Consider the following 26,248-nt stretch of genomic DNA (forward strand, 5'->3'; position numbering starts at 1 on the left):
GCGAGGAGCTGGGCCTTGAGGTGACGGTGCGCGGGAAGCTGGAACCGTTGCGGGCGAAGATGACCAAGCTCGCCGACCGCGGCTGGCTGCACAAGCGTCCTGAGGGCAAATTCGCCGCACGCTCCCAGGCGTAGGGAGGCGGGCGCCGACGTGGCGTAACTGGCTGGCCCCCAGCGGCAGTTGAGTTTGGTGTGAAGAAAAACAACCATCCCGTCGAGGTCCCTGACGGCCTTGTCTGCACTGCCCGCCTGCCGCTGTCGAGTGCCACCCTGAACTGGCTCGCCGGCCTGATCCGCGGCCACCTGAAGAAGATCAGGTCACGGTGGCGGGCCCTGCCTCCGGGCCGGATCGCCGCCCTCGTGCTGGCCGTACTGCGCTGTGACCAGCGGCCGGGTGATCTGGCCGGTGGCAACGGGATACACCGCACCACTGTGACCCGGTGGGTCAGGGAAGTCGTCGGCCTGCTGGCCGCCCGCGCCCCGCGCCTGGACCGCGCCCTCAAAAAGATCGCCCGCAAGGGTGGCGGGATGGTGCTGCTGGACGGCACGCTGATCCGCACCCGCCGGCGCACCGGCAAAGAGAACCCGAAGAACTACTCCGGCAAGAGCAAATGCCATGGCCTGCTCGTGATCGCGCTCACCGACGACCGCGGCCGACTGCTCTGGGTCTCGGCGGCCCGGCCCGGACGGACCTCGGAGATCACCGCCTGCCGACACGACCAGCTCACCGCCAGGCTGCGGGCGGCCGGTCTCGGGGCGATCGCCGACCTGGGCTTCGTCGGGCTCGACGACAGCGGCCCGACACCGGCCCCGCAGTGATCACCGGCTACAAGGCCGCCCGGAACCGGCCCCTGACACGAGGACAGAAGCTGTCGAACACCGCACTGGCAGCGGTCCGGGCACCGGTGGAGCACGGCTTCGCCCACCTCAAGAACTGGCCCGTGCTCGGCAAGGTCCGCACTAACCCGACGTGGGCGACCGCCCTGGTCAGGTCCCTGCTCGTCCTCACGAACCGCGAAGTGTCCCGGTGATCGACGATCCTCACCGAAGTCATCCACCCACGACCAGCACGAGCATCCCGAACCCCGCGCACACCAGACCCGTGACCAGCAACATCACGATGCACAGTTCTCATTGCCATTCCCGTGTTCGGTCGGCACGCCGTCAATGCCCATCTGCTGCTGGGCAGGCAACCGATCATCGTCGACGCCGGAACACCCGGCAGCGGGCAGCGGGCAGCGGGCAGCGGGCAGCTGATTCACGACCAGGTCGCCGCCCACGGCGTGGACCCCGTTCTGGCAGGACGGCAGGAAGACGCGCGCCGCAGCCTGCGGGCCAGCCAGTTGGATGCGGCCCGGCGAATGATCGAGAAGCCAGATCCCGTCAACCACGGCGAACCCGCGCGAAGGACCACCACAGCCATCAGCTGACATGAAGGTTCCGGCTTGCCAACGCTCAGGATTCCGGGAACCCCCGCGCGTCCGACCCGTCCAAGGCAGACAAGGACCCGGCCGATGATGATCACGGTGGGCGGGGCCGGGACGAGGAGTCGGCGTAGTGGGCAGGCCCGTGATGTCAGAGAGGGTTCGTAGCGTGGGCGTGTGGTGAGAGTTCCGTGGGAGAAGCTGGCCGAGAGCCCCAGGCTGTCGGAGTCCCTGGTAACGCTGCTGGTGATGCGCCTGCGGGAGCGGGCACAGCCGGTCGACGGGACGGGCGGGGACGGCGGCCGGGATCTGTTCGAGTACACCGACGACGGCGAACTGGTCGTGTACGACGCGAAGTCGTTCACCGGCCGGACGAAAGCGGGATGCCGCAGGCAGGTGGAGCAGTCGCTGGCGTCAGCGGCCCGCCACCAGCCGGACACCGGATCATCCGGATCATCCGGATCATCCGGATCTGCGGACGCCAGGGCTTCCCCGAAGGTTGCACGTCGACCCGCTTCACGATCTGCACACGACAAGAACACCTGCTGATCACGTTCGGTATGCTCCTGGCGCTCCATTCGCACCGCTGAGGGGGGATTCCTCATGCGCATGCGCCACACCCTGACCGCAGTTGCCGCCGCGGGCACGATCGCCGTGATCGCCGCCGGACCGGCCCAGGCCACCGACTCCTCGTCCGCGCTGAAGATCAAGGGCGTCCAGTACGACGCCCCCGGCAGCGACTCCAACCGGTGCTCCGGCGGCAACACCAAAGACGAGTACCTGACGATCAAGAACTACTCCCGCACCGCGACCGTCGATCTCAAGGGCTACGTCGTCAAGGACGCCACGGGCAACAAGTTCACCTTCGCCGCCAGCCACAAGCTCGAACCCGGCGACTACGTGAAACTGCGCGGCGGCAAGGGCCCCGACTCCGACGCCGGCAACGTCGTCTACCGCCAGAACTGCAACTTCATCTGGAACAACGACAAGGACACCATCAACCTGCTCAAACCCACCGGCGCCAAGGCGGACGTCCACTCCTACATCAAGCGCGCCAACGACGCCGACGGCAACGGCTACATCAACTACCCCGGCTGACAGCCCGCCCACGCCCGCATCGGCCCAACCAGGACACCGTGACCGTCTCCTCCTGCAGGGCTGGGCAGGAGGAGAGGGTTTCCGGGCCGCTCCCCCGGTGATGACCACTGCCCCGAGCCCGCGTCAAGGCATTCGGCAACGAGAGGATGCAGCCTCCGAGGTTCGTCGGCCGCCGCGTCCTGCTCCTCGGAGCACACCACGCGCTCAATCTGCCGCCCGCGCCGTGATCGTCGCGCGCGCCCAGCGGCCCGGCCTCTTCATGCCGGCGGTCTCCTCGTTCGCCGCGGGGGACGGAATTGACCGGTGTCTGTGGACAACTCGCAGCCGGAGTGGACAGGCGGTCATCCGATTGTCGCGTTCAGTGACGGCGAGCTCTGGATGCCCGCCTTCGACGTGTCATATACCTGTGCAGGGAAGCCAGGGCATCCGTGGTCCCGACCGAATCGCGAGGTCCAGGGCTCGGCCGGCCGACACGCCACCGCGGCCGCGATGCCGTCCAGGCCGCCGCCGAACGCCCCGCCTGTCAACGGGCCGAGTCTCGCCGAGGCGGAGGCCCGCCCGTCGGCTCCGCCGCCCGATGCTCGGTGTACCGGCTCAGCCCGCCTTCAACCGCTCCCGCGAGTCGAACAGCCTCACTCCGTGCTCGGCCAGGAACTCCATCCACTCGGTGACCGCCCGCGCGTAGTTCTCCCACGACTCGGCGCCGACGCCCCGCCGGCCGGGAGCTCACGCAGCCACGGTTCGCCCCCGCCTTCGGACGCGGCGTGGCCGGACCGTGCCCGAAGCGCAGGTCGTCGTCGACGAGCGCGGTCGGCGCTGATGCCCTGTGGGTGCCAGGCAGATGCGCAGCGCATCGGTGACCTTGCCGACCTGCCGCGAACATCCATCCGGATGGTCTGCGGCAGTGGGCGCTGCGTGCCGGGCCGGGAATGGGACGGCGGGAGCGGTTGTTCCATAACACGAATCTGACATGCACCGGTCAATATCGGTGGTGTAGGCGAAAGGAAGGCCGCATGGCACGCAACACCGTGCGTCCCGTCGTGACCCTGAAGTCGACGGCCGGGACCGGCGTCACCTACGTGACGCGCAAGAACCGCAGCAACGACCCCGACCGGCTCGTCCTGCGCAAGTACGACCCGCTCGCCGGGAAGCACGTCCCCTTCCGCGAGGAGCGCTGAACCACGCCTCCGCCCTGGGCGGACGGCCATGAGGAAGGAAACCCCATGAGGCCGCGCATTCATCCCGACTCCCGGCAGGTCGCCTTTCGCGATCGCGCCGCAAACGCCCTGTTCCTTGCCCGCTCCACAGCGACCTCGGCTGAGACGATCGAGTGGGAGGACGGCAACACCTACCCGCTGATCGATGTCGAGATCTCGTCGGCGAGTCATCCGTTCTACACCGGGGCCTCGCGGGTCGTGGACCCGGCCGGCCGGGTGGAGCGCTTCGAGCGCCGCTACCGCCACGTGACCCCGGCCCGGCACTGACCGCGGGCCGGCATCCGAACAGGAAGAAGCAGAGCCATGAAGGTACGCAAGTCCCTGCGCTCACTGAAGTCCAAACCGGGGGCCCAGGTGGTCCGCCGCCGGGGCGTGGTCTTCGTCGTCAACAAGAAGAACCCGCGCTTCAAGGCCCGCCAGGCCTGACAGCGCCCCGTTGAGCCGGTCGGCCTGGCCCCGCAACACGCGGGCCAGGCCGACCGCGCCGTTGACCGGCCTCTCCGGTCACCCTCCGTGTGCCGGCACCAGCCCCGACATGGACGGCAAGTGAGGCCGGGGATCTTCCGCCGACGCCCCGCGGCGTCGGCGGTCCAGACCAATCGAGTGCCCCGAAGCCCAGCACGGCGGAGGAACCGCATCATGGCGAACTCAAGCGCCAAGAACTGACGGTCACAGCCGACTCCGCGGTCAAGCGCCTCGGTGCGGAACTGCCTGACTCTGGAGTGGTGGTCCTCGGGGATCTGGCGTCGGCGCTTCTGCGCGGAGGCGACGTAGACCGTGGGGTCTACGTCGCGCGCCAATTCGCCGCAGCAGCGGAGTCAAAGCCGAACACCATGGGACGTCAGAGTGCGCAGAGCATCGCTGCCCGGCTCCCCGACACGGAGCGCGATCGGGCCGGCCACTTGCCGGCGTTCGCGTCGTGAGCCATCGCGGCGCGCAGGCTCGGTGGGTGAGGTGCCGGGTGGTGTGCCCTACTGCGAGTGAGCCTCCTCGACCACCCAAGACAAGTACGCCTCCGACCCACCGGTCACAGGCAGCGTGATCCACTGGGGGACGTCATACGGCTGCTTCTCGTGCAGCCACGCTTCCAGTGCCGGAAGACGGTCCGTCGTAGCTCGGGTACCGCGACCCTACCCAGCCGTACAGCGCACGCCGACAGTCGGTCGCTACCAATGAGGGTGAGCGGGGCTCACCCACCGACCTGGATTAGCCAGACGGCAGCCCGTCGTCCAGAGTGGCGCGTCGCTTCCACACCACGGTGAAGGCCCCCTCGTCAACGAGGTCGCGCAACGGCTTTTTAGTAGCCGGTGCTCATTCAGCAGGTGATGAAGCTCCAAGCCGCCGACAGCCGTAGGCGCGGGCGTCGTGGTCAGTCCACCGAGAGGCGTAGGGTCCGGGCCTGTGAGCAGTTCCTCCTCGCCCGACTGGGCCTGCCTCCACCACGCATACGGCTCTGCGGAGGACGTCCCCGGCCAGCTGGCCGCGTTGTCCAGCGCCGATCCCGTGGTTCGCGGTGCGGCCGTGTCGGCCCTGAGCGGGAATGTCTACCACCAGGGCACCCGGTGGCCGGCGAGCGCTCACGTGGTGGCTCCCCTGGTGCTGCTCGCGGACACGCCCACGACGCCCGATCGGGCGACAGTTGTGCACCTACTGCATGCTGTCGCCCTCGGCGACCTGCGCGACGATGTCCTGCCCTTCGACCCCGCGCGTGCCTTCGCCGACGCCGAACGGGTCGGCCCGTCGGACGAGGCCGCGGTGCTCAGCGTGCTGTTCGAGGACGATAACCCGGACCTCGATTCCGTCGCCGACGTCGCCGATGCCGTGGCCGTGCGCTGGGCGGCCGACGCCTACCGCGCGGCCGAGCGCCGTGCGCCTTCGTTCCTGACCTGGCTGCGGGATCCCGACCCTGCCGTGGCGACCCGTGCGGCGGCGCTGCTGGCCTGGTTCCCCGAGGTCCCCGGACTCGCGGCCGCGCTGGCCGGCGTGCGGTTCGACACAGGCCCCGCCCGTGCGTCGGCGAATCTCGCCCTGGCGTTTCTCCCCGGCCCTCCCAGCTCCGGCGAACTCGTGGCGCTCACAGCAGGTTTGGCATCCACGGACGAGGCAGTGCGGGTGACCGCCACAGTCGCACTGGCCCGCCGACAGACAACAGCCCTGCCGGACGAGGCGCTGACCGTCCTGGTCCACGCCGACGACGATGAGGTCGCCGGTGTCCTACCGGGATGGGACCGCTCCCTGCGCGGCCACGTCGCACTCGCACTGCGACGCCTCGGCCTATGACGATCCCTCAGTGCCAACCACCGAACAGATGCCTTAAAATCACCGCGCCTGGCCCGGATCGAGCGGGCAAGGCGCAGGTTGGCCAACCTCCGTGCCGAGGGCCTGGTCGACCTGATCCCGCGGGCGCGGGCGGGGCGTACTCGGATGCGGTCCGCCACCAAGAGGCAGCCGGGTACGGCTGGCCCAGCCGTACCCGGCGGTGCCGTTATGCAAGCCAGTCAGGGGGATGAGGGCGTTGCGGTTGCCATCGCTGTCAGGGCGCCAGTTGCCGATCACGGCGTCCTGGTACCAGGGTTCAGCCGGGTTCGCGTGGTCGCAGACGATGATCTGCAGGGCTCCCCGGTTGAGGCACTTTGCCCAGGCGGTCATGCCTACGGCGATGTCGGCGAGACGGCGTTCGGTCTCGGCGGTGACGTCGTCCTCGTCAGCCAGTTGTTCCAGGTGTCGGCGTGTTCTTGGGCCAGGGCCAGGTCGTTGCGCAGCCGGGTGAGGTCTCTGTCGGTTCCGGTTCGGGCCAGCGCTTCGGCGATCCTGCCCTGGATGTGTGCGACGCGTGGGTTCTGTTCCCGCAGGTTGCGCAGGCGTTCGTCGCTGGATCCACCAGATGATCCACCCGGTCACGCTCGCGCCCAGGGCGCCGGCACCGCCGCGGACGATGCCGTGGCCCGCCGTTCGGGCGAGGGCGCGCAGACAGCGGACTCCATCTCGCCGGTGCCTGTGGCGGCCCTGACGACGGCGCAAGGCCGACGTTCGGACCCTGGACCCCCACGGTTCGCGGTCGAGGGCTCGGCTGTTCTACGGAGCCGGGCTGATGTCGCCGTTGGTGTTCATGTCGAAGATGCCCTGGGTCTTGCCGTCGACCTTCTGGTGCTTGAGCCAGTGCTTCGAGAGGTTGTGCACGTTCTTGTGCTGCATCTCCCACACCACCGAATGCCCGGCGCAGTCCAGCTTGACCATCAGCTTGCGGTCGCCGGCGATGGCGTTGTAAAGCGCGGGGACCGAGAAGTTGAATTCCGGATCTTCGCTCGACGTGTTCACCTGCCTGTCGTGCTCCCCGTACGCGATGAGGACCGGCACGCTGCCGCCGAGGACGCCGCCCTGCGCCGCGGTGGTCTTGTTCCAGCCCCACCGGACGAAGTTTCTGATGCGATTGCGCCCTTCACCTTCCGGCCCCCACGTGCTGCCCACCGGATCGCTTTTCATGATCGCGTTCCACACCTTGTCGCGCATTTCTTCTTCGCGCTGGCCCTCGCAGTGCGCCTCGTTGCCCCACCCGTTCCAGGTTCCGTCTTTCGTGCTCAGGAACGTCGGGAAGCCGGGCAGCGGCAGCGGGTCGGGGGCGTTCGACGTGCCCTCGGGCGGGAAGATCGGCGCCAGCAGGAACAGGCTGGACACCTTGCCCGGGTTCTTGACCGCGTACGGCCCCATCGTGAACGCGGCCGCGGACCAACCGATGAAGGCCACCTTCTTCACCCCGCGCTCGCGGATGATCCACTCCACGACGGTGTTCAGCTCGTCCCGGTCGCTGTTCGAGTTGGTCAGCTGGAACGGATAGTTCGGCAGGCCCGGCGTGAAACCTGGAGGTCTCGGCTTCAGAAGGTTCTGCTGGGCGGGGTTGACGTTGCGAGGGTCGTCCATCTTCGGCCGCGGCGACAGCCCCGAGCCCTGGAGGTCCATCATGAAGACGTCGTAACCGGCCTTCGCCAGCGCATCGGCCCAGCTGTACGACTTGAAATCGAGATCAAAGCCCGCGAGCACCGGAACGCTCCGGCCGTGGAGCATCAGGACTGCCGTGCGCTCGTCGAGGTGGCCGGGGGGCGTGCCGTCGCGCTCCCGCACGAAGAGTTCGACGTCCTCGCCTCTATTCGCGGGGACGGTGGACTTGTGGGGTACCCGGTGGTCTTTCACGGTGACGGGCATGAGGATCCGTTCTATGAGCTCGGCCGAGGCGTCGTTGCCCCGCCCAGACCACGCTCGATGCGCGGGACCGTCCGCGCCACAGCAGGGGGCCAGTCGTGTGACGTGCACTTTCTCCGTGCCGGCGGCGGCCTGCTCCTGCTCGTCGTCCTCCAACGGCGACAGCGACAGCGCCACCCCGCCGGTTCAACGAGATCGGCCTGGCCTGCCTGGACCCTCGATGGGCGGGAGGCCGTCCCCGCCTTCAGCGATGACGACGAGGACTTCGTCATCCAGACGGCCGTCACGCGCCCCACCAAACTCGGTCAGCCCTTCACCCGCTGGTCGATCCGCAAACTCGCCACTTACCTGCGCCGCGTGCACGGACGCGTCATCCGCATCAGCCGCGAGACTTTACGGTGTCTGCTCCTGCGCCGCGGCGTCACCTTCCAGCGCACCAAGACCTGGAAGGAATCACCCGACCCCGAGCGCGCGGCCACTCTTGATCGGATCGAGCAGGTGCTGGACCGCTTTCCGGACCGGGTCTTCGCTTTCGACGAGTTCGGGCCGTTGGGGATCCGGCCGACCCCAGGTTCCTGCCCGGCGAAGCAGAGCAAGCCCGAGCGCCTGCCGGCGACCTACCGCCGCACTCACGGCGTCACCTACCTCCACGGCTGTTACTCCGTTGGCGATGACGCCCTGTGGGGCGTCAACCGCCGCCGCAAAGGCATCGCCAACAGTTTGGCCGCGCCGAAGTCGATCCGAGCCGTCCGGCCCGACGGCGCCCCGATCTACATCATTCTGGACAACCTCTCCGCCCACACTGGTGCGGACATCCGCCGCTGGGCGGAGAAGAACAAGGTCGAGCTGTGCTTCACACCGACCTACGCCTCCTGGGCCAACCCGATCGAGGCGCACTTCGGCCTGCCACAGGATGTCACGGGCCCTCCTGGGTCTGCACAACGCGGGTGATCACCCTCAAATGCGCACCCCGGGGCCCAGCCGCCCGCCCGAGCGGCACCGGCCAGCTGAGGCGGACTGGCCGAATGCGACCAACCCTTCAGCACTCCGAAGACACACGGAAGGATGATCAACTTGAATTGTCCACATAATGACCCTGGTCGACTTCGGGCTCTTCGACCTGGTCGGCAAGCAGCTCTCGCCCCACATCCGCGACCTGGGCAAGATCACCCTGTACCGGATGGGCGCGAAGGCCGACTACGGGGAACGCTTCCCGACCGCCGGGCCGCTGCTGACCAAGAAGGCAAATCTGGACCTGGTCGCCGACCACTGGGACGACCTGCTGCGTCTGGCGGGCTCGCTGAAGTACGGGCACGCCACCGCATCCCCATCGTCCGCACCGCCGCCTACATGGCGTCCTCAAAGAAGGCGGTAGCGCGTGGGGATTCATCCGGAGAGATCGGCAGCCCAAGACGGGCAGCCACATCCTCAACGGTAGCCAGATGCATTCGACCTCCTTAGGCGCTCGAAGCACGGTCTCGTTGAGACGCCCTGGTGGGGCGTCGCCAATCGATCGCAGGACGACGGGCGGCAGGACCGTCTGATGGGCGGCCGTGACAACACGGGAGCAACGATCGGACTAGCGATGTCTTGTAGCTTCGGCCTCAGTGCGGGCCGAACGCGGCACTGCAAATCCCGTTCAAGCAGAGGAAGTTGACATGACGTACACAGAGAAATTAGACGCGGGTCAGACCGAGGGGACTCAGACACCGACGCAGTCCCGCACTGCGGGGCGTATCGCTCACCGCGTGTGGACGATGGTGCTCGCTCTGGCCGCGTCCATGGGGTTCGTGTTCCTGAATGCTGGTTCCGCGTCCGCGTTGAACGCAGGTGACGTGATCAGAGTGGACCTCTTGCGCAACTGGGAGACCGGCCGTTGTCTGATGGCCAACAGGGTCACCGCCAGCGTCACCACCGAACCCTGCCAGAGTGGAAACGTCCTCCAGACGTGGGCCATTGTCTACGCGACCCACATTTCATACGACATTGTGCAGATCAGGCTGAACGGCACCGGACTCTGCCTGGACCAGAGGAACGACGTCAGCATCGCCCCCTGCATGGGGATAAACGACGGCTATGGCGACAACCAATATTGGTACGGCCAGGGTTCGAGCTGGGACCAGGTCATGCTGGATAACCTCGCATGGGGGGTTGGCGTCCTGGACAGCAACTACAACGGGGACGTCTACATACACGAGGCGAACTGGGGCGGGTACCAGAAGTGGAAGTCGGGCTACTGAGTAGGCCTGACTCCGGGGGGAGGGACGCATCATGCGGCCCTCCCTGATGGCTTTTCTGAGGGGGAGTCCGCCGCGATGCCATTGACGTTCCAGCCCACGAGTTCGCCCTCACCACGAACGACCCTATCGCCGCCATCGGACGCCCCTACCCGCACCCCGCCCTGTCGCGTGAGATTGCCGCCCTCAAAGCCGAATGCTGCGGCTGGCTCAATAGCGCTAGCGATGCCGCATCATGCGCCGCGGTGTCCTCGGCGTGAGATCACTGCCGCCACAACCGCTGCCGCCCCGGTCACCACCGCCGGGCCGAGCAACGCTGCTCGTGATCACTGCTCCGTGTCACCAGCCGCAAACACGGGTGATCTTACGGCTCCACCAGGTGCCGCCGGTGAAGGTGAGCTTCACAACGCACCGCTGCAGGAGCCCGGCGGCCGGCGACGCTCACAGCGGTAGCCGTCTCACCTCCGGCGCGCGACCGAGCCGCAGCTCTCTGGAGACGCGATGCATGGAGGTTGTTCCGCGGCTGGGCCATGCGATGTCGTCAACGGCGAGAAACGGCTCGTCGGCCACGGTCGCGGGGGTTGCCCCGGTGAACGCCTTGACGTCCCGATGCAGGTGGGACTGGTCGGCGTAGCCGGTGTCGGCCGCGACTTGGGCGGCGCCTTCACCGGCGACCAGGCGGTGGGCGGCATGGTAAGCGGACCAGCTTCACGGCGCTCTTGGGCGGCAGGCCGAGCTGCGACCGGAACCGGGACCACAGTCGCTTGCGGCTCCACCCGACCTCGGCCGCGAGTCCGTCGACCCGGGCCAGGCCACGGCTCACGACGAGCCGGCGCCAGGCCCAGGCCACCTCCGGGTCCACCCGTGTGCCGCAGTAGCCCGCGGCGGACCTGAAGCGTCCCGCGGGACAGGTCGAGGTCCTCGGTGAGGAGGGTGCGGACCTCGTACCCGGGCAGCGCGTGGACCGCCACCAAGGCGATCACGAGACGGCCGAAGGCGGTTTTCACCTGGTCCAGCAGTCCGCCGAGGACTGGGTCGACCTCCCGCTCGTCGGGGGGCCGTTGGCAGTCCACTACCAGCGCATGCCGCTGGAAACGTTCCTGAACGAGCTGCTGGCCGCCGGGTTCATGTTTGAAAGACTCATCGAGCCTCGCCCGGCGCCCGGCCTGCGAGAACTCGACGAAACGGCCTACAACAAGCTCCACCAGGCTCCGTGCTTCCTTGCTGTCAGGCTCCTGCGGCCCTGACAGCACGCAATCCCTGCCTCCCGGCGAACGCGTACAGTCACTGCTCCGTCTCCCAAGCGCCAGAACCGGCCACGCTGGAATACGCGAGCCCACCAGTAGACCCCAGATAGTGTGGTGCCGGGCCGTGCGGCACACAGGATTCGGGGTGGACAGTGATCGACGAGGCGGCTGCGACCGCGTGGTGGGAGGGCCTGCCGGCCGGACTCCGTGACGAGGTCGATGGGTACGTCCTCCAGGACTCCCTCCTCCAGGCGATACGGACCCTTTGGGAGATCGGCCGCAACGATGGGATCGGGCTGAACGACGCCCAAGACATCGTCTCCGACCGCTATCGCCACTACCGGGATCGGATCGCCCGCACCCCGGACAGTCCTCTCGACCTGGAGTCCTTGGCCCGCCGGGCCGCTGGTTGCCCGGGTCGCGTCGTGGCGATCGAGGCAATCTGGGACGGCGATACCGTCCACGACTGGTTCGTGCGCCTGCTGGCGCTCACCGTGGACCCCGAGGGCGAACGTGCGCTGGCCACCGTCTACTCGTCCGGGGCCAAGCGGTACCTGGGCGAGGACGAGGCGGCCAGCCGGTGGCACCCGTCGGCCGCGGCCGCCGAGCGGGCGGGGAGGGCCCTGGCCGACCACCTGTCGGTCCCCTTCCACTTCGCCAGCCCCGACACCCCGGACGACGAGGCTCCCCGCTGGCAGCCGTGACCGGCGAGGCGTCCGCTCAGCAGGAGATCGTCGTCATCGACCCCAGGGTCGATCGGACACAGATCCAGCAGTACAGCCGTTCCCCGCGCCGCTGTGCGCCGCGGGCGAGTCGGGGTGCCGTTAACGAACTTGCCGCCACAACGCCCTCAGCCACCACCAGGTCACCACGGCCAAGCTCGCCGCCCAGAGTGAGAAACCTGGAGCCGGAATACAGTCGGCGATCACCTACGGTCACCATCCGGCTGGACATCACGACGAACTGACGACAGTTGAATAGGCGAGCCCACCAGTACCGAGGCCGGACTTCCAGTCGTTCGGGCCATGGTCGTGGCCGCGCTCGCGGAGCCGGCGTAGGGATTCCTCGCGCGGAGTGTCGACGTAGACGAGCAGGTCGTAGTGATCAGCGAGTTCGGGCCGGGCGGAATGCAGATCCTCGACGACGACTATGCCGGAGCGAGAGACGGTGTGGATCCCGTCCGGAGCCAGGGTCCCGGTCCCCCAGTCGTAGCGCCGGTAGGCGGCATCGCGGCCGGCTGCGAGCGGGAGGAGCACCTCCTCACGCAGCCGCTGCCAGTCGAAGTAACGGTGGTAGCCCTGCGCAGGATCCAGTCGGGCGCGCTCCTCCGCGTCCATGGGGCGGTAGAAGTCGACACCGTGCACGACCATGGCGCCGCGCAACTCAGCAAGGGCGGGGCCGTCAGGGTCGACTTGCCGGAGCCTCCCATGCCATCGAGCGCGACCAGGGCGAACCCCTCGCGGCACTGGGTTTCGACTGCAGCGGCCACCTGCTCGGCGCAAGTCGAGAACATCGTCATGACGGCATTCTGTTCGAGGCAGCCACGCCAAGAGAAGGATGACGGCATCCGCTATCCGGGGTGTGGTAGGTCAGGACGCCGCGGCGCGGAAGACGCTGGGGCTCAAGCCCCGATGGCGTTTGAAGGCGGCGCTGAAGCCGAAGGCATCAGCGTAGCCGACAGACTTGGCGATCTGCGCGATGGCGAAGTCGGTGTCGGACAAGAGCGCCTCGGCCTCGTCCATGCGGCATTCGGTGAGGTAGGTCAGCGGCGGGCGGCCCATCACCTCGGTGAAGCGTTTGGCAAACAGCGCCCGGGAGACGCCGGATTCGGCGGCGAGCGCCGCTACCGTCCACGTATGGGAGGGCCGGGCGTGGAAGGCCTGGAGGGCGGGGGCGAGGATCGGTTCGGCCAGGCCGCGATACCAGTCGGGGGCGTCCGGGCCTGCCTGCTCGAACCAGGTGCGCAGCGTGCATACCAGGGCCCAGTCCAGGAGTCGGTCCATCAGCGCCTGCGAGCCGGCCGAGCGCAGGGCGGCGTCGGCGGCGGCTGTCTCCAGCCAGGTGCAAACCTCGGTGTCCTCGTTGATCACCAGTACGGGTGGCAGGGCGCGCAGCAGTCGTTGATGGCGATGGCCCGATGCGCGGTATGCGCCCACGATCAGTGCGGTCGCTCCGTCCGGATCGTTGCCCCAGCGGATGCCGCCGAGGTCCTGGGCGGTGCATGCGGCATCCTCTGCGAAGCAGGCAATTTCGTACTCGACGTGTGGGCGGTTGCAGGAGGTTGGCCGATCCGCGAGGTGAAACGGGTCGGGGCCGCGCACGATGGCCGTGTCGCCGACGCCGACCGCTTGTTCGGTGCCGTCGGGCAGCAGCAGTGTGCCGCCGCCACGCAGCACGCTCACCATGGTGAGCGGGGCGCCGTCGGCGAAGCGGATGGTCCAGGGCGCTTCCAGCACGGCGTGACTGACGACCGAGCCCTCGGCCCGGATGCCACTGAGCAGAGAACTCAAAGGATCCACGGGCGTCATCGTAGACGAACTCCTATGCAGCAGAGCGCTTCTCCCATGGATCATCCAATCGATCATGGGTGTACTGGACTGGCAGAACCGACCGAGACCAGCCAGGAGAGACCATGTCGCACCTCCACAGCACAGCCAGAACCGCCCTTGTGGTCATCGCACACCACCGCACCGATTCCCTCACCGCGCACACCGCCCGCCGTACCGTTGCGCAACTCGAGACCGCCGGATACGTCGTCGACCTGCTCGACCTGCACGCCGAAGGATTCGACCCGCGGATGAACGTGGCGGACCAGCCTGACTGGGGCAACCGGGAGAAGCCGTACTCGGACGAAGCCCGGGCCCATATGCAGCGCATTCTCGACGCCGATGTCGTCGTCGCTGTGTTCCCCGTGTACTGGCAGAGCATGCCCGCCCTCCTCAAGGGCTGGATCGATCGCGTGTGGAACTACGGATTCGCCTACGGTCGCAGCAAGCCTCGCCTGGCGGGCAAGCGCATGCTGTGGCTGGGCCTGGCCGGTGCCACCTCCGACGACCCCATCATGGAGGGAATGCAGGCTGTGCTGGAGACCAACTTGAGCGAGGGCATCGCCTACTACTGCGGGTTCTCCCACTCCTCCGTCGCCCTGCTCCCCGACGCCGAGGAGCGCCCTCAGCGCCTCGACGCCGAGGGCAATCTGCTGGTCGGCGACGCGGTCGTGGGAGCCGAGCGCGAGGCACAGTACAGCGAGTTCGACCGCCGCGCGAGGGAGGCCGTGGAAGGGTTCCTTGCGGCGGAACCGGTGGCGGCCTGAGGGTCACGGTGGCGGTGGCGTTGCAGGCTGGTGCCCGGGTGATGCCTGTCCTGCAACGCTTCCGCGAACACCACGGTCTGCAACACCAGCCGCTACGGCCGACGCCGAGGCACTGGCCGGGGACCGGATGCACCCACGCCTGCAGGCCCAAGGGCCGAGGCCGGACCATGCGAACTCCCGTCATCCACGGCATCTTTGATCTGCCCTCCATCAGGGCCGCCTGGTCGATGCGGTCGGAGCACCCCTCGATATCCGCGTCCAGCACCCAGCTCGGACGGCGGGCGTGTACGGCGGGCGCGCCGACCACGTGCGTGCGGCCGGGGAGAGCGCTTTCGGGCAACTTCACGTTCGAATCGGTTGGCGTCCGCCGCCACGGATGTAGGTTGAGCCGCTCCGTTAGCAGTGAGTCCTGCTGTGACTCCGGATTCCATGTTGCGTTAGCAGTGGGCCGATCGGCTGATCTTTAGCAATCGTGTGGCCCGCCGGGACGGACCGTGGGACTGAGGTCCGGTGCAAGGAGCCGGAGAACCTGCCCCGCCTCCCGGGGGCGTCGCCGAGCTCATCAGTCTGCTCGCGCCCGGCGACGCCCGATGGTTGCGGCGGTCAGGCCGTGTTGGAGCGGGTCGAGGTGATCACGACGGATGTGTAGGGCATGGTGGCGTGGCCGCCGAGCCTGTCGATCGCGGTCCCGGCGCTGTTTAGGACCTCCGCCATTTTGTCTGCGGGGAGTTGGGTGAGGCCGCCGAAGGTGGGGAGTTGGTCGAGCCACTGGTCTCGGGAGTAGGTGCGCTCCCAGGTGAAGCGCCACTGATCTGGCTCGCTGAAGCTGCCGGTCTGCCGGATCCCGTCGGCGATTTTCGCGAACAGTGGCTGGTAGGCGTCGACGGCCGATCCTCTCAGCAGGCCGGGGTTGAACGGGGAATCGGGGGCGACCCGTTGGAGTGCTTCGGCGAGGGCGTCGATCACCTCGGCCGGCAACTGGGGGACGTGGTGGAAGGGAGCGAGCCGGCCGCCGGGCCGGAGCACCTGGGCAGCCTTAGCCGCGCCGGCGACGGGGTCCACCCAGTGCCAGGCGGTGCCGGCGATGACCGCGTCGAACTGCCGCCCGGCCGGCTGCCAGTCCTCGAACCTGGCGACCTCGACCTCGACACCGCTGCGTCGCGCAAAGGCGGCCATCCGCTCGTCGGGCTCGACACCGAGCACCGAGCAGCCGGCCGCCTGGAATTGCCGGGCCTCGATACCGGTCCCGGCTCCGACGTCGAGGACGTGCCGACCCGGGCTTGCCGCGACGATCCTGTCCACCAGGGCCTGGGGATAAGGCGGTCGGGCGCGGTCGTAGCGTTCGGCGTCGACGCCGAACGACTCAGCTGTCTGCCGGTGGCGGTGGGGCTCGGGCCCGGACTTGTCCGGCTGTCCCTGCGATAAAGTGGGCATGCGCCCACACTAATGGGCGGTTGCCCACTTGTTAAGGAGGGGCGGCGCGGAGAGGGAGACAATGCCGTCAGGGGTACACATCCACAACGTGCGCGGCCAGTTGTTCGAAGCCGCCGAGCGCGTCCTGCTTCGGGACGGGCCCGACGCGTTGACCAGCCGGGCGGTCACGGAGGAGGCGAACTGTGCCAAGGGTGTGCTGCACCGGCACTTCACCGACTTCGACGCTTTCCTGGCGGAGCTGGTCCTCGACCGCGTCCGCAGCATCGAGGACCGAACCATGACTCTGCGTGCCGCCGCCGGAACCGGGAGTGTGGTGGACAACCTCGCTGACGCGCTGCAGGATCTGTTCGGGCCGGTCACGGTGGCAATTGTCGCGCTCATCACTTTCCGCGACGGCCTCCGCGCCCGGCTGCGTGAGGCCGGTCTGACCGGCATCCCACTGGCCGTGCAAGGCGCCGCCATGATCGCCGCATACCTCACCGCCGAGCGGGAGTTGGGGCGCCTGGCCGGTGACGCCGACATCGACACACTCGCCCCCACCCTCGTCGGGGCCGGGCACCTGCTGTTCGCCGACCGGACAAGCGCCCCGCCGCAGACCTCCGCCGTCCGCAAGATGGTGACCACCGTCATCGCCGGCGCCTTGCGACCACCCCAGTCGTAGGTCGGGCCGCCGGTCAGGTGGCGGAGGATTGCGCTGCGTCCAAGAGGCCGAGCAGGTGCTCTGCTTCGTGGATGAGAGCGGTGCCTGCGGGAGTGGCCGCGAGGGGGCTGGTCCGTTCGATCAGCTGAACGCCTGCGGCCTTCTCCAGGGCATGCAGTTGGTGCGTGAGCGTCGCCGGTAGCGTTGCGAGGCTCCTGGCGGCCGCGCAGAGGTTCCGTTGGCCAGGCAGCCGGGCCAGGCGTCTGAGGCGTTCGACGCAGTTGCGGACGTTGCTGATGGCCGCCATCGAGTCGGACAGGGCCGGTGCGTCCGGCAGGTTCGCGAACGGGTTGCTGGTGGCGCTGTTCGGGCGGATCTCGATGCCCCACTTCTTGGCCAGCAGGTTGAGGCGGTGTCTGTCGAGACCGAACTGTTCGGCGATGTCGGGGATGCTGAGGCGTCGGTGCAGGTAGGCCTGTTCGAGTTCCTCGCGGGTGATGCGAAGGCTGAGCGGTTCGGGGCGTGGTGTGGCGGGGATCCCGGCTTCTTCCAGGGCGTTTTGGACGGTTGAGAGGCTGCAGCCGGCGCTGCGGGCGATCAGGCTCTGGTTGAGAGTTCCGCTGGAGTGAGTGGTGCGGAGGAAGCCGGGGTCGAGCATCCCGCGTCGAGGCCGACGCCGGCCGAGGCCGGGGGATGCGGGAGGGGGCGGCGGTTGGGTGGTGCCGGTGGCGTCGCAGTAGAGCCGGACGTGCTCTGTGGTCAGTCCGAGGGCGGCGGCCGTCTCCTCGGCCGGGGTCCGGTCGGCGATCAAGGTGTCGAAGTCGCTGTCGGAAATCTGTTCGGGGGTAGCCCCGGGCCAGTCGGTCCAGTCGCACCATTCGGTGGGGGGCTCCCAGAGCACGGGTTCGTCGATCCGGTGGGCGGCGAGGTTTGTGGCCGCCTGTTTCAGCAGGAATGCGCGCATCAGCGGCGGGACCTGGTAGCGGAACTCGTCACGGGCGTGGATGTTCCTCGGAGGCAGGTCCGCGTGGGTGCCGAGGAGGAAACTCAGGAGCATCCACCTGAGCATGTGGATTCGCCCTGTTCCGCCGCGGGCCCAGCCCTGCCGGCGGCAGAGCTGCGTGTACTCGTCGAGGTTGAGCGTGACGCTCTCGGACGTGAACAAGCGGCATCGTCTGCCGACACGTAGTCGATCGGGGAGCCTTCATCGTCGAGGTGACTGGCGAGCTGAGTGAGGCAGCTGGCGATGGCGGTCTCGTGCTCGGGCGAGGCGATCACGCGTCGAAACGCCATCCGAATGATCAACCGGTTGGAGGGCTGGGCCCAGGTGTGGTGCTGTGACTTGGCGCCGGCGAGCAGCAGCTTGCTGCGGCAGCCTCGCCTGAAGCCGTCGACGGTTCGCGGGTCGATGGGGGTGTTGGGGAGAAGCCGGAGAGTCCACGAAGGCCAGAGGGCTGCCGGGATCTTGTCCGCCCGTTTCCGCATGTCGGCATCTGCGAGGTCTGGCCTGCGGGGATGGGCCGCAGATCGGTAGCGAAGCCGCGTGTCCAGGGGCAAATTCTGGTCCGCGTCGGCGATCACCCGGCTGACGATCTCGGGGCTGGCCCGTCCCCAGGAAAGGAGGCGCTGATCGATGGACAGATTGGAGGCAGAGGCGTTCCGGCGGTGGGCCTGATCGGTTCGTATGAGCCACTCGAACACGGCCTGCCCGGTGGTCGTAGCGGTGTCCGAGGCCCAGATCGCGAGGGTGGTGCCGATCGCGAGCCGGCCGGCGTCGGCCAGGTCGTGCGGGCTGTCGGGCAGAAGTCCTCCGTTGCATTCGCGCAGTGCGAGCCCGACGGCCTCGGGCGCCGCCCAGGGGCTGAGCATCAGGCTGCGCAGGCATCGTCGGCTGAGGAAGTACAGATGGTGCAGAGCGGGAGACCCTGCCTGGACGAGCGCGTCGAGGTGCTGCTGGCCGGCGAGGGCTGTTCCGTCTGGTGGCAACGGTTGTGCCGGCGTCTGGGTGAGGTCGTGTCGGCAGGCCGTCTTGCGTCCGTCGCGCAGGGTCAGGCGCATGCAGTGGGCGCCGCTGGTGCTGCGGCCGAGCTGTTGATTGGTGAACAGCTGTGGCCTGTCCCGGCAGCCAGGACAGTGGTCGACCAGCAGGCACTGGTGCTGTTGGCAGGCGAATGAGAACGGCAGCCGCCAAGCCAGTGGCCAGCGGCCCCCGTTGTCGGCCAGGCAGCGGGGGCAGAAGCGGCTGTGGCGCCCGAGGTGACGCCAGACGGGGGCCATCTCGTCCCCGTTCTGCGGGAGCTGCGGCAGCAAGTCGGATCGCGCGACGGACCGCAAAGTCATCCGGTCGAGTTCGGACGCGTCCGCGTCGGTCAGCCGCGCAAGCGCCTTCAGGTCCGCTTCCTCCAGGCGGAAGACCAAGTGCCTCGCCGCGATGCCAGGAAGGCCGAGGAACCGCAGAAGGCCAGTGGAGGACGTTCGCAGTCGGCAGGCGTAAGCCTCGATCCAGCTGTCCAGGGCCTCTCCGGGCAGCGGGGGCAGAACGATCGGCAAGCGGTCGGCGGCCCAGATCATGCCGACCGCCGCTTGCGGGCCGGGCCTCCCGGGCGGGCGCTGAGGAGACCGGCCTCGATCGCCGCTTCGAGTTCGCGGCGTGCTTCTTCGGCGGCGGCGTCGTTCTTCACCGTGTCGATCAGATCCTTGTCGAGCTTCTCCTCGCCCGAGCGGACGGCTCGCAGGCAGGACCGGTTGATCAGCGCCATCAGCGACGCGAAGTGCCCGGTCGTGCGGGCGAACAGGTAGTCGGCCAGGTCGACGAGCATCCCCGGGTGCTTCTCGGCCAGGACGATCTTCTTCTCGATGGTCTTCAGCAGAACCCGCCACTGCTTCCGCCCCTGGTCGTCGTCGATCTGGAAAGGACGCAGGGTCAGAGCGGTGGTGCGGCGGCCGAACTGCGCGAGCAGGGCCTGCTGCGGCGACAGGCCCTCACGCAGGATCCCCCGGTCGGCGACGCCGACGCCGACGTAAAGCAGGGTGACGGGGAACACGTTCGACAGGAACTTCAGATGGTTGGCCATCCGCACCGCCGAGGACTTCCCCGGGGCCAGGAAGTGCACGTCGTCGATGACGAAGACCGCGGTCCTCATGCTCAGGACCGCGTCGACCGCGCGCTCAGCGAGGGTGTCCGCGTCGCCGCTGGTCGGCAGGCCGTAGAACCGGCAGATCGACGCGTTCAGACCACGGATCTGCGTGTTGCCGGTCAGGTTGACGTAGACGACCGGGACCCTCCTATGGCCCTCCGGCGTGGTCTGCCCGTGCAGACAAACCTGCTCGCGGTGGAAGTCCCGCGCGTATTCACGAATCGCCGTGCTCTTCCCGATGCCGGGGTATGCGTCGAGCAGGGCCGCGGGCTTGGCCTTGTCACCGTCCTGCCGGTTCGAGTCCACGATCTCGGTGAGGGCTTCATGCAGGGAGATCATCTGCGGAGTCTTGATCGGGCCGAGGTTCGCATGCCAGACGGCCCGCAGGTCCTGGTAGCGCCTCAGCTCCAGCTCGGACAGTTCGCCCATCTGCCGACGCGTCAGCCGGGGCGGCTGGACCCGGTCCGGCCCGAAGACCATCTCGAGCCAGCCGGACAGGCGCGTCAACACATACTGACGATCGTCTCCCTCGAACACCATGCCGCTGATCGCGCTCACCGGCTCTCCCAGGTGTCGGCGTAGTAGTCGTCCTCGTCGATGAACTCGTCGGTCTCGCCAGGGAAGGCGGCCTCCAAGTCCTCGTCCTCGTCGTCGTCCCCGCCGAGGTCATCGGCGGCTTCGGCAGCAGCGGGGGCCGCTTCCAGGGCGGCGATCGACCTGAGCGTCGGAAGCCGCAGCGGATCCTCCGGGTCCTCGACCTCGTCTGAGCCGACCAGGCAAAGGCGGTCCTCCGACAGACGCACGGCCATCCGCCGCTCGGCCCGGTTCCCGGTCAGACCCACTCCCCAGCGCTCCAAGAGCTCGACCAGGGCCCGCTTCGGATCAGGGAAGCGATGCGTCGTGAGCGCGAGTTTGCGCGCGTAGCGCATGGCCTCGCGGCTCACCGGCCCGTCCAGTGCGGGAGCGTGCTCCCACTGGAGGGCGTGCCAAGAGTGGTCCGGCCGCTGGAAGTAGACCTGCCGGATGTTGTCCGGGTCCACGGAGACCGGCCACTTGCCCTCATGAACCCCGGTGTAGGGGCTCTTGGCCTCCCGCAGCCCATCCAAGCCGCTGCCGTTGTAGCGCATCCCCTCCAGCTCCACCCCGTAGTGCTGGATGGTGCACCAGGCCTGCTCAAGGAAGTGCAAGGCGAAGTTCGGCCGTGCCGGGATCCGCAGGGTGCCCGCCCGCGCGACGCCGTGGTCGAACATGTTCAGCGGGCTCAGCTTCAAGCCCGGGACCTCCGGGATCACCAGACCCCTGTGGCGGCGCGGGTGATAGGTCAGGCCGATCCACTCCCGGATGATCATCTCCAGCTCGTCGATGAAGAAGAACGCGAAGTCCTCCACCGACTGGCCGCGGCTGTGGACATCAGGGCCCTTGTAGCCCGGCAGAGCCGCCAGCAGCCCCTGGTTGAGGGTCTTGAACCAGCGCTCGATGGGGGCTTTGTCCGTCGGCGTCAGCGGCCGGGCCGGCTGCAGCGAGATCTCGAACCGGGCGCAGACACTGCGGACGTGGTTGGACAGGTAGATCTTCCCGTGGTCGTAGACCACCGTCTCGGCCGCAACCGACGGAAGCAGCGGCCTGCCCTCCACGTCGACCAGCTTCTCCGCAGGGACGACCACCGTGGACGGGACGCCAAGCCGGGGCAGGTTCCTTCCTGGCAACAGCTCTGGGCGCGTCCGCACCGTCTCGAAGAGCACCGCGGCGACATCCACGGCCTTCGTCGACACCGGGGTCAACCGCAGCCCGGTGATGCACCGGCTGTAGAGGTCCATCGCGACCGTCAGCTCGCACTGCACCCAGCGGCAGGTCACCGGCTCCATCGCGAACACGTCCAGCCGGGTGGTGTCCAGCAGCACGTACTCACCCGGCCGGGTCGCCCGCAGCCGGCCGTAGACAGTCTGCGGGCGGTTCGCGATCGACCGCTTCCCCTTCGTGCTGCCCGTGAACGCGTTCGTCCCCGCGTCCAGCTCGCGCAGCACCTCATAGCCGGTCGACTGGGCTGGGATCTTCACCGTGCCCCGGCCATGCTCGGCCGCGACACGCTCCTCGATCTCCAAGAGGATCAGCCCGCGGACCGGCCGGCTGGCGTTCGTGTAGCTGTCCAGGACCGTCCGGGCGCTCTCCAGCCAGCGATGATCCACCCTGTCCTGGGCGTTCCGTCGCAGCTTGCTCGCGCGGACCAAGCCCGCCGGACCGGACTTCTTCACCTGCGTGACCCACAGCCGGACGGTGCTCTCACCGACCCCCAACTCGCGAGCCTTGGCCAGGTAGCGGTGCATCAGCGGGACACCCGGGGCGTACTCCGGCCGCGGCTCGCCCTCCTGAGCCAGCTCCCGTGAGCCCAGCCGGTAGCCGCAGAGGACTTCCTGCACGTGTTGGAAGCGCTGGGTGACCTCGTCCTCCTCGGCCTGGTCGAGCAGTCCCAGAGCGACTGCCGTGGACTCCTCCTCGTCCGGCAACTCGCCCAGCAGCTGGGTCGTCGGGTCCGCCAGCAGGCCGACCACGTCGACCAGCCTCCAGAGCACCCCGCCGGGCCCGGACTGCTGGAGCAGGACCTCGCGGCCTCGCACCTCGGACACCGTGAACGGCTCACCCTGGAAACTCAGGGCGAGTCCCGCCCGTAACGGAACCGTCCAGTTGCTCATGCCGCCCTCCGCAGCACCGAGTCACCGTCGATCGGGCGGCTCAGGTCGACCGAGAGCCGCCCCGACCACACCAGCGCGAGGACGGCGGGCCGCACGTCCTCGACCGGCCGGCCAGCCGCCAGGCGCCGTTCGGCGACCGTGAGGGGATCCCCGTCCTGCACCACCTCCCAGGCCCGCGCGATGTCCTCGTTTGGCACAAGCCCGGCCCGCCGGTAGGCGGCCAGGAACCGCACGTTGGCCAGCAGCACCGGATCCGCCCCCGACCAGATCTCGTACTGCCAGCCGTGGCCCTCCACCAGGTCCCCGGGCCAGGCCAGGGCCTCCGCGATCTTCGGATCAAGAAGGCGGTCGGCCGGCTTCACGTTGACCACGCGCACGTTGCCGTCCCCCAGCACCAGCAGGAAGTCCGGCACGTGCAGCCGCCACCGCCCACCCACCCGCGCCCGCAGACGGCACGGCTGGGCAAATATCCCGACCACCTGCGGGTCGAAGTCCGCCAGCAGCAGCCGAGCCAGCTCCAGACGGCTCTCGTAGACCACCAGCCCACGCGTCGTCGCCGACGCGTACTCCCCGGGATGATGCTTGTGACCCTTCGCCGACCTGACCCGCCGCCACGGCACGGACCCGTCGAAACTGCCCCGGCGGAGCTGCCCGAACTCGACGCTGCGGACCGAGTCGTCCTCGTACCGGATCGAAGCCGTCGCAGACTCCTGACTGCCAGCCCTCACGCTTGTACGCTTGGTGACCATGAGCTGACCGTAGGAAGCCGCCCAGGACCAAGAGGCCGGATGACCGAGAAGTTCCCGGGACTGACCACCCCCGACCACAGGTGCTGCTAACGCCACCCGGAAGATTGCTAGCCGACTGCTAGAGATCGACCGACACTGCTAACGCGGACCCGGAACCTACACGGACCGTGGAACAATTCCAAGCGCACGGCAGGCTGTTGACATACAGTGGTCCTACCGACGCGGGGTGGAGCAGCTCGGTAGCTCGCTGGGCTCATAACCCAGAGGTCGCATGGTTCAAATCCTGCCCCCGCTACCAAATCTGGCCCCTTTCCACACCTTGGCGTGGAAAGGGGCCAGAGACGTCTATGCGGCCGACGGATACGCACGCGACCACGTCCTCCATCTCACCCGCGCCGCCCTCGTGCCCATCTCGGGCTGCCAGCCAGACGGCCGGCGCGGTGCAGGGTGAGGTGGGCGTCGTGCTCTGTGGCGCCGTCGAGGTGCTACGGCCGCAGTGACCTCGCCAGTTCCGGCCTCCGGTGATCTGGTCCGCCGCGAGCGGACACCATTCAGATCACCAGAGAGGAACATGTTGGGCGTGTGGCAAGTTCGTTGCCGGTTTTCAGATCAGGTCGCGAGCCCAGTCGAGCTCATGGTGGGCCGTTCCTTCCAAGGGGCGGGTACACCTGGTGAACCGGGAGTTCTCCAGGCCGGGGGTGGACCGCGGCGATTCAGTGCGGCGAGGTGATCTCCGGCAGATGGTGCTCGTGGGCCTCGCGCAGCCCCACTGCCTGGTCGTCGACGGCGACCGTGGTCTGGGCGGTGGGGAGAATAGGCTGTGCGGCCGTCTCCGGGGTTGTGGGCAGGGTCGGCGGCACGTCGTCGTCCGCGGTGGCGCCGGCGGGGCCGTCGGCGGCCTTCTGGAGCTGTTCGGGGGCAGGTTGGGGCGGGATGGCCGACCACGTCTTCGCGGTGGTGGCGGGCCGGTGGTGGCCCACTCGCGGGCTTCGGCGTCGGTGAAGAACAGCACCTGCGTCTCGCTCGCGGTGCCGCCGATGACGACCTGGGCGCGGCCGGGGTGCTTGGTGGACCTCGGCGCGGGGTGGACTTCGGGGGCGAGCATGCGCCAGGCGTTCATGCTGTAGCGGGCGAGGATGCGGGTGGCGAACTGCTCGCGGACCTCCGGGCCCCGAGGGCGCGGGCGGTGGCGGACTGCGCGACCAGGAGCATGTGCATGCGGACCTGGCGGCCCATGTAGAGGACCTCGTTGAGCGCGTCGATCGCCGGGGAGATCTTCGGGTCGCCGGACTCGCGGATCCTCTCCCAGTAGCGCGCCGGCTGCTTCATCGTGGCGTTGACCTCTTCGAGGAGGATCAGCAGCCTGGGTCCTATGGCGTCCACGGCGTCGATGCCGAGTTCGTCGGCGACGCGCACCCGGCGCCGGCCTTCCAGGCCGAGCTCGATCAGGGCGTCGTGGATGTCGGCGATGTCGGCGCAGTAGGTGACGCCGGGGATGCCGCGTGCCCAGGGGTAGGAGATCCGCTTGCAGTCGAGGATGTACGCCTGTGAGCCGGTGTGGAGCATATGGCAGGTGATGCAGCGCAGGGTCACCGACTTGCCGCCGCCGGTGGAGGCGTCGACCAGGATGTGCGGCGATTCGGCGTCCAGGTCGACGGAGACGACTCTGCCGCTGGTGCCGATGCCGATGACCGGGGCGGACTCCGGGGCATTGGCCACCAGGTCGCGAACCTTGGGGTCTTTGAAGGCGGCCTTCTTCGGCGGGCGGCGGGTCTTCTTCACCAGCACGTACGGCGTGCGTCCGGCCGGGTGCCAGGAGAACGTCACGCCTTCCAGGGCGAGTTTCTGGGTGATGAGGTCGGCGACCAGGTCACGGGAGAAGGCCAGGTGCGTGGGCAGGTCGACGCGTATCCGGGCGTCGTCGTCGGAGAAGTTCTTCGGCACATGGAGGTAGCGGCGCGGGTCGGTCTGCTCCGCCATCCCCAGCGGCCGATGGAGTGCTTCGTGCAGCGGGACGACCCACTCGCGTATCAGCTCCCGGAGCTCGCTAGTCAGCAGCCCGTACGCGAATCCCCGACGGCGCGGCGGAGGCCGCGCCGATCCCGCCCGTCTGGAGTGTGTGGAGGGTGGCCTCCCGGTGCGCAGGGGTGGACTGGCGGTGTACGCCCAGCGTTCGCGGTGCTCGGCTTCCTGCTCGGTGAGGGTGGGCTGACGTCATAGGGGCGAGCGTCCATCTCGCTGGTGCCAGTCGGTCTCCTGTCGCATGAGCATGTGCATCGGGCGGCTGTCGTGCCCTCGGTGAGAATCGACAAGATCAAGGCGGGCCCTCGTGGGCAGGTGGATCAGACGTACCCGTTGGCGGGTGAGATCAGTGGGCCGCAGCCCGGGGATGCCGCACACGCCGTGGTCGTCATGGCGGAAGGGCAGAAGGCGGCTGGCAACGCGGCATGCCGAGTTGGTGTGGATCTCCAGATATCCCGGCCGGTGGCAGATGGAGTTGAGGTAGCCGCTGATGCCGGCCATCGCGGACTTCTCGGGCTGTTCGAGCGGATGGGGCCGGTTACGGGTGCTCATCAGACACTCGGGGAGAAGCGCCTGGAAAGCCAGTTGCACACCAACGACGAGGGGCTTCGCCATGTCACCCCACCTGACCAGCCCATTTCATCCCCGCGGGACAGGATGAAGAGGTTCACTGACTACACCACTCGGCAGGACACCATCCGGTCCGGCCGTCCTTGGCGGCCAGAAAGGCAGTCTTCAGGCTGATGGACGCTCGGATCCTCGGACAGTCGGTGGGCACGGCCCGCACGGGCGGCGCCACCTTTCGCGGCACCAGAGCTTGAGGGCGCCGCCGCCGTATGCGACC

Annotated in this window: 28 protein-coding genes, 1 tRNA gene and 4 pseudogenes; 18 read left to right on the forward strand and 15 right to left on the reverse strand. The window is 68.4% G+C overall.

The genetic code is table 11. From position 1 onward, the window contains the following. Window positions 1-191: 191 nt before the first annotated feature. The 9 genes and pseudogenes from ABZ725_RS49775 to ABZ725_RS49815 form a co-directional block, all read left to right on the forward strand. Window positions 192-818: a transposase family protein gene (locus ABZ725_RS49775; RefSeq protein WP_358808997.1), complete on the forward strand. Its 627-nt coding sequence runs from the start codon at window positions 192-194 to the stop codon at window positions 816-818. After that, window positions 815-1,030 carry a transposase family protein gene (locus ABZ725_RS49780; protein WP_358808998.1) on the forward strand — a complete coding sequence of 72 codons (216 nt, stop codon included), beginning with the start codon at window positions 815-817 and terminating at the stop codon, window positions 1,028-1,030. Before ABZ725_RS49775 ends, ABZ725_RS49780 begins: the two co-directional genes overlap by 4 nt. Before the next feature lie 114 nt (window positions 1,031-1,144). After that, window positions 1,145-1,429 (forward strand): hypothetical protein, encoded by a 285-nt coding sequence (locus ABZ725_RS49785; protein ID WP_358808999.1) that lies wholly within the window; start codon window positions 1,145-1,147, stop codon window positions 1,427-1,429. 171 nt (window positions 1,430-1,600) lie between these two features. After that, entirely contained in the window at window positions 1,601-1,972 is a 372-nt protein-coding gene (locus ABZ725_RS49790) for a hypothetical protein (protein ID WP_358809000.1), read from the forward strand. A gap of 54 nt (window positions 1,973-2,026) precedes the next feature. Next, a complete protein-coding gene (locus ABZ725_RS49795; protein WP_358809001.1) occupies window positions 2,027-2,521 on the forward strand; it encodes a lamin tail domain-containing protein in 495 nt (164 codons plus the stop codon). Window positions 2,522-3,534: 1,013 nt separating this feature from the next. Further along, complete coding sequence (rpmG, locus tag ABZ725_RS49800) at window positions 3,535-3,699, forward strand: 50S ribosomal protein L33 (RefSeq protein ID WP_351921082.1); 165 nt, start codon at window positions 3,535-3,537, stop codon at window positions 3,697-3,699. A gap of 45 nt (window positions 3,700-3,744) precedes the next feature. Beyond that, on the forward strand, window positions 3,745-4,005 hold the full coding sequence (locus ABZ725_RS49805; protein WP_358809002.1) for a type B 50S ribosomal protein L31: 261 nt from the start codon (window positions 3,745-3,747) through the stop codon (window positions 4,003-4,005). Between the two features lie 36 nt (window positions 4,006-4,041). Beyond that, complete coding sequence (gene ykgO / locus ABZ725_RS49810; RefSeq protein ID WP_358809003.1) at window positions 4,042-4,164, forward strand: type B 50S ribosomal protein L36; 123 nt, start codon at window positions 4,042-4,044, stop codon at window positions 4,162-4,164. Window positions 4,165-4,376: 212 nt separating this feature from the next. Next, window positions 4,377-4,661, forward strand: a pseudogene (locus tag ABZ725_RS49815) (transcriptional regulator); the annotation flags it as partial. Between the two features lie 48 nt (window positions 4,662-4,709). On the opposite strand, the pseudogene cutA reads toward ABZ725_RS49815, so the two are convergent. Further along, window positions 4,710-4,850 (reverse strand): annotated as a pseudogene (cutA, locus tag ABZ725_RS49820) (divalent cation tolerance protein CutA); the annotation flags it as partial. A gap of 289 nt (window positions 4,851-5,139) precedes the next feature. Here cutA and ABZ725_RS49825 point away from each other — a divergent pair. Further along, window positions 5,140-6,018 carry a hypothetical protein gene (locus ABZ725_RS49825; protein ID WP_358809004.1) on the forward strand — a complete coding sequence of 293 codons (879 nt, stop codon included), beginning with the start codon at window positions 5,140-5,142 and terminating at the stop codon, window positions 6,016-6,018. A 39-nt stretch (window positions 6,019-6,057) separates the two neighbouring features. Here ABZ725_RS49825 and ABZ725_RS49830 read toward each other — a convergent pair whose 3' ends face one another. Both ABZ725_RS49830 and ABZ725_RS49835 read right to left on the reverse strand, forming a co-directional pair. After that, on the reverse strand, window positions 6,058-6,387 hold the full coding sequence (locus tag ABZ725_RS49830; RefSeq protein WP_358809005.1) for a hypothetical protein: 330 nt from the start codon (window positions 6,385-6,387) through the stop codon (window positions 6,058-6,060). 426 nt (window positions 6,388-6,813) lie between these two features. Then, window positions 6,814-7,857, reverse strand: coding sequence for an alpha/beta fold hydrolase (locus ABZ725_RS49835; protein WP_358809053.1), 1,044 nt, complete (start codon window positions 7,855-7,857; stop codon window positions 6,814-6,816). A 260-nt stretch (window positions 7,858-8,117) separates the two neighbouring features. Between ABZ725_RS49835 and ABZ725_RS49840 the strand changes: the two are divergent. The 3 genes and pseudogenes from ABZ725_RS49840 to ABZ725_RS49850 all read left to right on the forward strand — a co-directional run. Next, window positions 8,118-8,838: pseudogene (locus ABZ725_RS49840) on the forward strand (IS630 family transposase); the annotation flags it as partial. Window positions 8,839-9,025: 187 nt separating this feature from the next. Further along, complete coding sequence (locus tag ABZ725_RS49845) at window positions 9,026-9,310, forward strand: Tn3 family transposase (protein ID WP_358809006.1); 285 nt, start codon at window positions 9,026-9,028, stop codon at window positions 9,308-9,310. 283 nt (window positions 9,311-9,593) lie between these two features. Then, window positions 9,594-10,175 (forward strand): RICIN domain-containing protein, encoded by a 582-nt coding sequence (locus ABZ725_RS49850; RefSeq protein ID WP_358809007.1) that lies wholly within the window; start codon window positions 9,594-9,596, stop codon window positions 10,173-10,175. A 438-nt stretch (window positions 10,176-10,613) separates the two neighbouring features. On the opposite strand, the pseudogene ABZ725_RS49855 reads toward ABZ725_RS49850, so the two are convergent. Beyond that, window positions 10,614-11,034 (reverse strand): annotated as a pseudogene (locus ABZ725_RS49855) (helix-turn-helix domain-containing protein); the annotation flags it as partial. A gap of 97 nt (window positions 11,035-11,131) precedes the next feature. Between ABZ725_RS49855 and ABZ725_RS49860 the strand changes: the two are divergent. Beyond that, window positions 11,132-11,419: a hypothetical protein gene (locus ABZ725_RS49860; RefSeq protein WP_358809008.1), complete on the forward strand. Its 288-nt coding sequence runs from the start codon at window positions 11,132-11,134 to the stop codon at window positions 11,417-11,419. Window positions 11,420-11,571: 152 nt separating this feature from the next. Next, window positions 11,572-12,123 (forward strand): hypothetical protein, encoded by a 552-nt coding sequence (locus ABZ725_RS49865; RefSeq protein WP_358809009.1) that lies wholly within the window; start codon window positions 11,572-11,574, stop codon window positions 12,121-12,123. Between the two features lie 249 nt (window positions 12,124-12,372). Here the strand turns inward: ABZ725_RS49865 and ABZ725_RS49870 are convergent, their stop codons facing one another. Beyond that, complete coding sequence (locus ABZ725_RS49870) at window positions 12,373-12,789, reverse strand: hypothetical protein (protein ID WP_358809010.1); 417 nt, start codon at window positions 12,787-12,789, stop codon at window positions 12,373-12,375. 219 nt (window positions 12,790-13,008) lie between these two features. Beyond that, the gene (locus ABZ725_RS49875; RefSeq protein WP_358809011.1) at window positions 13,009-13,947 is read right to left on the reverse strand and encodes an AraC family transcriptional regulator; all 939 of its coding nucleotides are present in this window, start codon (window positions 13,945-13,947) and stop codon (window positions 13,009-13,011) included. Between the two features lie 104 nt (window positions 13,948-14,051). Between ABZ725_RS49875 and ABZ725_RS49880 the strand changes: the two genes are divergently transcribed. Then, the gene (locus tag ABZ725_RS49880) at window positions 14,052-14,732 is read left to right on the forward strand and encodes an NAD(P)H oxidoreductase (protein WP_358809012.1); all 681 of its coding nucleotides are present in this window, start codon (window positions 14,052-14,054) and stop codon (window positions 14,730-14,732) included. Between the two features lie 603 nt (window positions 14,733-15,335). Here ABZ725_RS49880 and ABZ725_RS49885 read toward each other — a convergent pair. Beyond that, window positions 15,336-16,166, reverse strand: coding sequence for a class I SAM-dependent methyltransferase (locus ABZ725_RS49885; protein ID WP_358809013.1), 831 nt, complete (start codon window positions 16,164-16,166; stop codon window positions 15,336-15,338). 61 nt (window positions 16,167-16,227) lie between these two features. Here ABZ725_RS49885 and ABZ725_RS49890 point away from each other — a divergent pair, with 61 nt between their 5' ends. Then, the gene (locus tag ABZ725_RS49890; RefSeq protein ID WP_358809014.1) at window positions 16,228-16,827 is read left to right on the forward strand and encodes a helix-turn-helix domain-containing protein; all 600 of its coding nucleotides are present in this window, start codon (window positions 16,228-16,230) and stop codon (window positions 16,825-16,827) included. 13 nt (window positions 16,828-16,840) lie between these two features. On the opposite strand, the gene ABZ725_RS49895 is transcribed toward ABZ725_RS49890, so the two are convergent. The 5 genes from ABZ725_RS49895 to ABZ725_RS49915 are packed head-to-tail and all read right to left on the reverse strand — an operon-like array spanning window position 16,841 to window position 23,361. Beyond that, on the reverse strand, window positions 16,841-17,863 hold the full coding sequence (locus ABZ725_RS49895) for a LysR family transcriptional regulator (protein WP_358809015.1): 1,023 nt from the start codon (window positions 17,861-17,863) through the stop codon (window positions 16,841-16,843). Beyond that, window positions 17,854-19,377, reverse strand: coding sequence for a TniQ family protein (locus tag ABZ725_RS49900; RefSeq protein ID WP_358809016.1), 1,524 nt, complete (start codon window positions 19,375-19,377; stop codon window positions 17,854-17,856). Before ABZ725_RS49900 ends, ABZ725_RS49895 begins: the two co-directional genes overlap by 10 nt. Continuing rightward, complete coding sequence (locus ABZ725_RS49905) at window positions 19,374-20,501, reverse strand: AAA family ATPase (RefSeq protein ID WP_358809017.1); 1,128 nt, start codon at window positions 20,499-20,501, stop codon at window positions 19,374-19,376. Before ABZ725_RS49905 ends, ABZ725_RS49900 begins: the two co-directional genes overlap by 4 nt. Continuing rightward, a complete protein-coding gene (locus ABZ725_RS49910; protein ID WP_358809018.1) occupies window positions 20,498-22,633 on the reverse strand; it encodes an integrase in 2,136 nt (711 codons plus the stop codon). Before ABZ725_RS49910 ends, ABZ725_RS49905 begins: the two co-directional genes overlap by 4 nt. Beyond that, window positions 22,630-23,361: a TnsA-like heteromeric transposase endonuclease subunit gene (locus ABZ725_RS49915; protein ID WP_358809019.1), complete on the reverse strand. Its 732-nt coding sequence runs from the start codon at window positions 23,359-23,361 to the stop codon at window positions 22,630-22,632. The genes ABZ725_RS49910 and ABZ725_RS49915 overlap by 4 nt, the downstream gene beginning before the upstream one ends. A 241-nt stretch (window positions 23,362-23,602) precedes the next feature. Between ABZ725_RS49915 and ABZ725_RS49920 the strand changes: the two genes are divergently transcribed. Next, window positions 23,603-23,680, forward strand: a tRNA-Met gene (locus tag ABZ725_RS49920). Between the two features lie 415 nt (window positions 23,681-24,095). On the opposite strand, the gene ABZ725_RS49925 is transcribed toward ABZ725_RS49920, so the two are convergent. The 3 genes from ABZ725_RS49925 to ABZ725_RS49935 all read right to left on the reverse strand — a co-directional run bounded on the left by ABZ725_RS49925 (window position 24,096) and on the right by ABZ725_RS49935 (window position 26,019). Then, a complete protein-coding gene (locus ABZ725_RS49925) occupies window positions 24,096-24,362 on the reverse strand; it encodes a hypothetical protein (protein WP_358809020.1) in 267 nt (88 codons plus the stop codon). Window positions 24,363-24,498: 136 nt separating this feature from the next. Next, window positions 24,499-25,362: a hypothetical protein gene (locus tag ABZ725_RS49930; protein WP_358809021.1), complete on the reverse strand. Its 864-nt coding sequence runs from the start codon at window positions 25,360-25,362 to the stop codon at window positions 24,499-24,501. Between the two features lie 234 nt (window positions 25,363-25,596). Further along, the gene (locus ABZ725_RS49935; RefSeq protein ID WP_358809022.1) at window positions 25,597-26,019 is read right to left on the reverse strand and encodes a hypothetical protein; all 423 of its coding nucleotides are present in this window, start codon (window positions 26,017-26,019) and stop codon (window positions 25,597-25,599) included. Window positions 26,020-26,248 lie beyond the last annotated feature (229 nt).

It is taken from the genome of Streptomyces sp. NPDC006872, from assembly GCF_040635845.1.
Lineage (GTDB): Bacteria > Actinomycetota > Actinomycetes > Streptomycetales > Streptomycetaceae > Streptomyces.